The sequence below is a fragment of the Methanobrevibacter sp. genome (genome assembly GCF_045541095.1).
GTDB lineage: Archaea > Methanobacteriota > Methanobacteria > Methanobacteriales > Methanobacteriaceae > Methanocatella.
This window is the reverse complement of the sequence record NZ_JAZQIJ010000210.1, coordinates 1-8,685: the sequence shown is the minus strand read 5'-3', so window position 1 is coordinate 8,685 and position 8,685 is coordinate 1. Positions and strand designations below refer to the sequence as shown.

Below are 8,685 nucleotides of genomic sequence, written 5' to 3'. Positions count from 1 at the left end.
TACATAATAAATTAATATATTATGATACCTGAAAAAACCAACATCAGCGCAAGAGTGGATTTAATACTCAAAAAATAGTAGAAGAATTAACCTTCAACCATAAGGATTCTTAGGAGCTGGAGCAAAAACTGATAGATAATTTCGATTTTTAGTAGATAATTTATATACTGATATGCCAACAGCAAATATGTAGTTAATTAAAAGGAATCAAAAGTTGCATAATCATGACTCACCATTTCTAATAGGTGATGCTGTAAAGGAAATTTCAGAGCCAAGTTATATTGATGCTCAAACTAGATTGATGTAGTTTTTAGTTAGGCCTTTGATATTTGATGTTCATAGAATGCATTTGAAAATCAATCTTACAGAATTGTGGTGTTCTTGCAGTATTATGTAAAAATTCCATCCAAAAATTTAATCGTTTGGAAAGCAAATATAAAATTAAGTTCATGTTTAAGTTTGAATGTTAAAATATTTTTTAAGATAATATGTTGGAGGATTAATAAGTATGAATGAAAAGGCTAACGAAAATTCGTGGTTTCCGTTAATAGTTGTGGCTTGTGCTTCCTTTATTATAGTGTTGGACTCTTTCTTCATGAATGTTAGTATTTCTCGAATTGTTGTTGATTTGAATGCTGATGTTAGTACTATTCAAATGATTGTGTCGTTTTGTACTCTTATCACTGCTGCGTTGATACTGTTCAGTACCAAACTTCAGGACATAGTTGGTAAAAAGAAACTGTTTGTAATTGGTGTTGCACTTTTTGGTATAGGAATATTTGCTGCAGTATTAAGTTCAAGTGTTACAATGTTTTTTGTCGGATGGGCAGCGATTAAAGGTGTTGCTGCGGCATTAATGCTGCCTGCCATAGTTTCAATAATAAGCGGAATATATTCCGGCAGAAAGCGTACAATTGCTTTGGCAACTCTCGGGGTAATGGCAGGACTTGCAGATATTTTAGCTCCGCTCCTTGGTGGGCTTATTACAACTTTTTTCAGCTGGAGATACACTTTCGCATTTGAATTAATATTCATTTTATTTATTTTAGTAATGCAAAATAAAATACCTGATTTTAAGCCTACTGAATCTAAAAGCGATCTTGATATTATTGGTGCTATACTTTCCGGTATATGTCTTCTTTTGCTTGTGCTTGGTATTTTGACTCTGACTAAGGATGTTGCTACCAGCATAATTGAGATAATTTTGGGATTGATAGTCTTAGCAATCTTTATATGGTTTGAACTCAAAAGAAAAAGGTCAGGCAAGGTGCCATTGCTTGATGTTGAATTATTTAGAGACAAAAATTTGCGTATAGGTACATCTATTAAGTTATTATATAATATTGTAATATCTGGAACATTTTTTGTAATGGTTCTGTTTTTCCAAAGTGTATTGCAGTTAAATCCATTCGATACGGGTTTGGCTTCACTTCCGTTTGTTATGGCTTTGTTTATTTTTTCATTGACCGCTCCACAACTAATGGGAAAACTGAATCACAAGACACTCATGGCAATAGGATGTATAATATCTATTGTAGGATGTCTGATTTTAAGTTATCAATTTAAATTAAATGTAAACATGCTGGATTTAATTCCGGGACAGTTTTTACTTGGGACAGGTATTGGTTTTATGATGGCTTTAGCAGCGGATGTTGCATTATTCGATGTTCCTGCTGAAGGCCAAAATAATGCATCTGGTATTATTACAACTGGTGAGACATTAGGTTCCTCATTGGGTACAGCAATCATTGGAATAATTCTAATTCTTGGAGTTATGGGCGGTATTAGTACTGCAGTCGATACCTATGCGCCTGATTATTCAGGAGATGAACAATTCCATCAGGAGGTCTATGACTACTTCCAAAAATTAGACACTATAGAGGGACAAGATAGTATTGTTGTGAATACTGCAGATATAATTATTCAAAATGCAATGGCAACCGTAATGTATGGATTAGCCATCGTGTTAGCAGCTATGTTAATTATAACGCTGCGGATAAAAAATAAAAATATTAAAAAACAATGAGGGACATCTCTCATTTGCCTTTTTTTTTTAAATGGTTTGAGTGTTTGCAGAAATTATTCAATTTTGATTTTATTCATTTTGTTTGTATGATATGATAAATTTCACTTAAAGTTGTAGATATTTTGAAGTGTGTTATGCCAACAGTAACATGAAGTTGGTTAAAAAGAACCAAAAATTCCATAATCCTGATTCGCCGTTGCTGATTGGGGAAGTTAAAGATGATGAAACTGTAAATGAAATTTCAGAACCAAGTTATATTGATTATCAACTAAAGTTAATATAGTTTTATATCAATTACATGTTTTTTTCACCCAAATTGTACAAATGACTTCAACCGTCATTAAGTTAGGTGTATTTCAATATATAGTCGAAGTTATCATAGGGATCTCTATCGGCAAACATGGGAAATTGATTTGCAACCGTGGCATCTACAGATATTAATCATTTGAAAACCTATTTTTAAACTCTCATATTATTTTTTTAAAGCATACAGACAAATAGGCAAGGCAAATAGGGTGATAATGGAGGATATGAAATACACTGGTGCATATCCGCTGGATGCAGATGCGAAACTTCCTAAAAGTGCAGGTCCAAAACCTACAGAGGCATCACAAAATATGAAATATGTGGATAGGGCATAGGAATTACGATGTTTGGGTGATTTTCTGGTAACAATGGTTGCACATGCTGAATTCAATGTTCCAAATCCTATGGCAATGCATACTGCACAAATTATAACAGTTAATGTGGAGGGCATGTATGCAATTAAGAATAATCCGACAGACTGTGCGATAATTCCTGTAATGCATATTATTAAATCCCCTCCTGAATCCTGAATTTTGCCTGCAATAGGTCTTGATGCGATTAGGACAATTGAATATAAGATAAAAAACCATGAAAAGGCACTTGTCAAATCAACTTCAACGGCATATAATCTATAAAAAGATAAAATTGAAACATAACCTAAAGCGGTGAGTGCGGTGAAAAAAGACACCGGAATTGCTCCGATTTCTATAATCTTATCTAAACCTTTATAATCGGTATGGCTTTCAGCGCCGTTATCTTTAGCCCAGTCATATTTGTCAACGTCAATGAAATATATGAAAATAAAGGCAAGCGCTGAAAATACTGCTGCAATTAAAAAACATCCTGTGGGACCAAAGTTATCATATGCAAATCCGCCAATGAATGGTCCAATACCAACTGCCAATGTAGTTCCCATCATAAAATAACCAAATGCTTCTCCAAAACGTTTTTTAGGAAGAACTACTGAAGCTATTGTAATAATTGCATTAGATGAAGCTCCAAATCCAATTCCATGAATAAATCTCGCTATTAAAAGTAAATTTACATCGCTAACAAAAAAATACATGAGACAGGATAGGAAATGAATGCCCATGAAAATAAATGCTGTTTTCCTCCAACCGATTCTATCAAAAGCATTGGTGGAATAAACTCTAGAGCATAAACCTCCAAAAATATATATTCCGGATACAAGCCCTGCAATAGTTGCAGAAGAACCCATTGAAGTAGCATATTCAGTGACTGTTGACATCAAAGCATACATCACTAGAGCCGTAAAAAGCAATGCTGCAAATATCAAAAAGAAGGATTTTGTAAATATTTTTTCATCAGTTTCAACATTCATATGTATCTGCCCATATATAAACCAATTATGTCTTGAGATATGATTGACATAAAAATCATGTAATATGATGTGTAGACTTTTTCTTGACAAAAATCACATACATTAGTAGTATAATTTTTAAAGTATTTAGAATTTTAGTCATGATGACATAATTGCTGTTAATTTTTTAAAGCGCATATTTTTCAGGTAATGAAATTTCAATCGTTAATGTTCATGCCAATGTTGGGAACCTGGTCAAAAGGAACTATAAGTTGCATAATCTTAATTAGTCATTGTTGATAGTGAGGCTAAAGGGGTGATCTTGTAAGAGAAGTTAATGAGGCAAGCTATATTGAAACTTATGAAAAAGTCGTACCACTTACACGTACTTTTCAATCAACTTTGTTATAAAATTTATTGGATGTTGTTATTTAATGTTTTGGAAAAATGTTCACGAGAGTTATAGTCACCGACACTGAAAATTATAAAAATTTCTCCTCCCAATTTTTCCAATAACTTGACTTATCAACTACTTTTTTAAACTCTGTTAAAAATAAATATTTTAGCTGCAGCATGCTTGAAATGTATTTTCTAGAAATTATTGCTTTTATTGTTCTCCATACTTGTTTTATTGGATTATATTTTGGAGAATATGGTGGTAAATGTATTAAATCCATATTTAGAACATTGCATAATTCTGTGAAAAATATTGCATGATGTACACTATAATTGTCTAAAATAGCTGCTATTGGTTTTTCCATGATTAATTCATATTGTAATTCCTTATCTGAGAAAAATGCCAATAACATTCCTTTTTGAAGATTTTCAAGCACTGAATGGCTTTTTGTATTAAAATTAAGTGGATTTCTTTCAAGTCTTTGACATAGTTTTTTAATTGTTTGGCTTCTTTCAGATAAACTTTTTAATGTTAATACTAATTTATTATAGTTATCTTCCTCATTAATGGTGTCTAATATGTTTTCTAGAAATAATTCTTCATTATTGATTATTTTTTTTAATTTAGATTCTAATTCTGGGTTTTCTATATTTTTGATGACGATGGTGATCATAAATTTCATCATTTCAAAGGTTTTAGTGTTATCTAAGAATGATACAAACGAATTTCCATTAATTGATTGAACTCCAAGGGCATTGATTGAAATTCTCTCTGTTGGTTGTTCTTTAATATTTTTTGTACCTTTTTTATGATATGTTCTTTGACTATTGTCTTGATTTTGACAATAGGTTTGATCCAAAAACACGACAGTGAAATTTTCTAAATCTAAATGTCGGGTGTTTTTTTTAACTGTTCTTCAGCATCAGCAGGCATTTTAGTATAGATTTTATATGGTTTTGTGTAAGAATAGTCTAATTTCTTCATTAACCTTTCTACACTTCTAATACTATATTCAACGCTAAATTCTTTTTCAATTTTTTCTTTAACTTCCCTTGCAGTTTTCAATTCTTCTTTTTGTATTATCTCATCTAATAAAATAAGCTGTTCATTCGTTAGTTTAGATTGACCTTTAGAACCTTTTTTTCTTTTTAATCCTTCTATTCCACCATCATTCCATTGTTTTATCCAATTATATGCTGTGCCTTGACTAATGTCATGTTTTTTTATGATTTCTGATATGGGTTCGTAATGTAAAACATCTAAAATCACATATAATTTATTTAAGACTCTTGTATCGTTTTCTAATTTTTTTATTTCAGTTTGAACTTCTGAAATGATTCCATTGTATTTTTTAATAAGTTTTTGTTCTGCCATAATACTATTTATTGTGTTTCATAGTATTTATAATTTTCAGTGTCGGGGACTATATAAAGGCCATGCTCTGACAATTGACGGTGAGTTCAGCAAAAACACAGTAAGATCCATCAAGCAATTCCAAAAGGACAAGGGCCTTAAGGTGACTGGTAATGTTGACGAAAAAACAGCTAAAAAACTTGGAATAATATAAATAAGGATTTTAATTCCTTATTTCTCTTTTTATTTTTTCAGATACGTTTTCCCTATTTTCATTATCATCCTAAATAATGAATGAGTTAATGTTTTAATCAAGTGTAATTTTTCTATTTTTAATCTAATTCACTTTAACGGCAAGGTTTTCAGATTTGAATTCTGGTTTGTGGCCTTGATATATATGAAAGGGTTCGTAAAGTAAGTTTTGAATTCGTGATGGTGAGTGTTAAAGTGCTTATGGAAATTCATTGGCTATCTCATGGTACTTGTCGCTGACAATGGCTACAAAGTCTTTTATCTATTTCTCTCCGTTCTTTAACGTTGTATAGTTTCGAATATTTCCCTTTCAAAGATACGTCGGGCATACTTGACATAATGGCAATGTTGCAATGGGTTTGTAAACTGGCCTAAAAAAATCTGATTTTTAAATTTCACCGGGTTTTCACCCCTTATAATAATATACATATATATTGTTTCGACGATAAAAATCATATTGTATAATTAATTTAATTTTATTGAAAAATATGTTACTATTTTTTCTTTAGAATTGAACATTATAATTATCAAGCATGAAAAGCATATTTTTTCATAAAATGGAGATTAAATATGAAGATTAAAAAAAGAATAATCTTGCTGACGCTTGTCATTTTTCTATTGGGCCTCGCAAATGCATATGCGAGTGAAATGGATGACGCACTGGCAAGTGAAGATGCAAGTCAAATCGAGGTGTCCTCAACAGTTGAGGATACTCTACAGGCAAGCGAAACGCTTGAACAAACAGATGATAATGGAGCTGAGCTGAAATCAACCGATGAGGATGAGCTCTCAAGCTCAGGGGAATTTGGCGAGCTTCAAAAACTGATTGATGACGCTTCAGACAAAAGCACAATCAATCTGGAACGCAATTACACCTACACTATAGGTGTAGACATTATAACTGAAGGAATAATCATAAGCAAGAACTTAACAATCAACGGTAACGGATTTGCAATAGACGCACAGGGCAAGTCAAGAATATTAAATATTAAAAACGGCACAAATGTTGTCTTGAACAATATCATATTCACAAACGGATACGTTAAGGGCTATGGTGGAGCCATCCTTGCAAATGGTACTGTGAATATTGTTGGATCCACTTTCACCAACAACACTGCAGCCGGTGTAGATGGCTTTGGTGGTGCAGTTTTCTTTAATGATACTGGTGCCGTGTCAAATTCTAATTTCACCGCCAACCATGCAAATAACGAGGGCGGTGCAGTTTACTTTAATGCTAAGGGTAGCGTGGAAAACTGTAATTTCAAAGCTAACGCAGCACAGGCAGATGGTGGTGCAGTTTACCTTGTTAACGAGAGCACTATTAAAAACTGTAATTTCATAGATAATAACGCAACCGGTAAAGATAGCGGTTATGGTGGTGCAGTTTTAGTTCAACAAAAGGGTACCATTGAAAACTGTAATTTCATTAACAATGCCGCTTCTTTTTCCGGTGGTGCTGTCAGCATGTTGTCAGGTAATGTGACAAATTGTAGTTTCGCCGGCAACACTGCATCTAAGTGGGCAGGGGCTCTCACTATGGGGTCAGGTAATCTGCGTGATTGTAATTTCACAGACAACACTGCCGAATATGGTGCTGGTGCTGTCAATTTGCATCGTGGTAATGTGACAAATTGTATTTTCACCAATAACGCTGCTGAGGACAATGGCGGTGCTATGGCCATGATTTCAGGAAATGTGACTGATAGTATTTTCACAGCCAACACAGGATATGATGGTGGTGCAGTTTACTTCGATACTTCCGGCACTGTTGAAAATTGTAATTTTTCAGCCAACAATGCAACAAGTTATGGCAGTGCTGTCAGGATGAGTTCAGGTAGTGTATCAAATTCTAATTTCACAAGCAACATGGGAGATCATGGTGCTGTCAACCTGGGTTCAGGTAATGTGGATAATTGTAATTTTGTGAATAATACCGCTTCTAATGATGGTGGTGCAGTTTACATCTATAAAAATGGTGCCGTGTCAAATTGTAATTTCACAAACAACACTGCAAAAAATGGTAATGCAATTTTTATCAGTAAAGGCAACATTTCCGGCTGTGACTTTAGGAATAATTATATAAGTGAAGGCGCAATTCATTCAGTGACTGGAAATGTTACTTTGTCTAATAATATTTTGGATGTTAATGATGTTATGCAGAGTAATAATTTCACATATGTTCAAAATTTAATAGACAAGGCCGATAGTGGGGATACAATCTTTATAGATGGATTATATTATGGTTTTGGAATACCAATCAGAATTACAAAAAGTTTAACATTAATTGGAACAAATAATGCAACATTAGATGCAAGAAAACTATCAAAAATATTTTATATAACTGCAGACAATGTTACACTTAAAAACATGTGCTTCACAAACGGATACTCACAAAACGGAGGCGCAGTTTACTTCAATAGAACTGGTATTGTTGAAAATTGTAATTTCATAAACAACACCGCAAATGAGGATGGCGGTGCAGTCTACTTCAATTGTTCCGGCACTGTTGAAAATTGTAATTTTACCAACAACAGGGCAAATTACGCTTGGGGCGGTGCAGTTTTCTTCTTGGACCAAGGTAGTGTGAAAAACTGTAATTTTATCAACAACACTGCTTCTGAAGAGGGTGGTGCAGTTTACTTTGCTGGTAATGGTGAAGTGATAAATTGTAATTTTACTAACAACAGTGTTTCTATAGATGGTGGTGCCGTTTTCTTTAATGAAGATGCTACTGGTAATGTGACATATTGTAATTTTATTAACAATACTGCTTCTGTAGATGGTGGTGCAGTTTGCTTCTGGAGTATCGGTAATGTGGCCGATTGTTATTTTGCCGGTAACACTGCTTCTTCTTCTGGTGGTGCGGTCAGTATGGATTCAGGTAATGTGATAAATTCTATTTTCACAGCCAACAAGGCAACTAGAACTGGTGGTGCAATATATGTTGGTGAAAAATCAACCAACAACAATTTCTCAGGCCAATTCTATAATAATCATGCAGGACAAAGCGGTGGAGCAATATTCTTCCGC

Annotated in this window: 7 protein-coding genes; 4 read left to right on the top strand and 3 right to left on the bottom strand. The window is 33.4% G+C overall.

The window, feature by feature from the left end; genetic code table 11:
* The first annotated feature begins 508 nt into the window (after nucleotides 1-508).
* A complete protein-coding gene (locus ACKI2P_RS08945; RefSeq protein WP_407376977.1) occupies nucleotides 509-2,026 on the top strand; it encodes an MFS transporter in 1,518 nt (505 codons plus the stop codon).
* A 148-nt stretch (nucleotides 2,027-2,174) separates the two neighbouring features.
* The gene (locus tag ACKI2P_RS08940) at nucleotides 2,175-2,309 is read left to right on the top strand and encodes a hypothetical protein (RefSeq protein ID WP_407376975.1); all 135 of its coding nucleotides are present in this window, start codon (nucleotides 2,175-2,177) and stop codon (nucleotides 2,307-2,309) included.
* A gap of 189 nt (nucleotides 2,310-2,498) precedes the next feature.
* Here the strand turns inward: ACKI2P_RS08940 and ACKI2P_RS08935 are convergent, their stop codons facing one another.
* From ACKI2P_RS08935 to ACKI2P_RS08925, 3 genes are all read right to left on the bottom strand, one after another.
* Nucleotides 2,499-3,674 (bottom strand): MFS transporter, encoded by a 1,176-nt coding sequence (locus ACKI2P_RS08935; RefSeq protein ID WP_407376973.1) that lies wholly within the window; start codon nucleotides 3,672-3,674, stop codon nucleotides 2,499-2,501.
* Between the two features lie 461 nt (nucleotides 3,675-4,135).
* Complete coding sequence (locus ACKI2P_RS08930) at nucleotides 4,136-4,909, bottom strand: transposase (RefSeq protein WP_407376971.1); 774 nt, start codon at nucleotides 4,907-4,909, stop codon at nucleotides 4,136-4,138.
* Nucleotides 4,910-4,935: 26 nt separating this feature from the next.
* Complete coding sequence (locus tag ACKI2P_RS08925; protein ID WP_407376969.1) at nucleotides 4,936-5,424, bottom strand: transposase; 489 nt, start codon at nucleotides 5,422-5,424, stop codon at nucleotides 4,936-4,938.
* Between the two features lie 13 nt (nucleotides 5,425-5,437).
* On the opposite strand from ACKI2P_RS08925, the gene ACKI2P_RS08920 reads away from it, so the two are divergent.
* Both ACKI2P_RS08920 and ACKI2P_RS08915 read left to right on the top strand, forming a co-directional pair.
* Entirely contained in the window at nucleotides 5,438-5,617 is a 180-nt protein-coding gene (locus ACKI2P_RS08920; RefSeq protein ID WP_407376967.1) for a peptidoglycan-binding protein, read from the top strand.
* A gap of 608 nt (nucleotides 5,618-6,225) precedes the next feature.
* Nucleotides 6,226-8,685, top strand: a 2,460-nt coding sequence (locus ACKI2P_RS08915; protein WP_407376965.1) for a hypothetical protein, incomplete at its 3' end; no start/stop codon positions are given.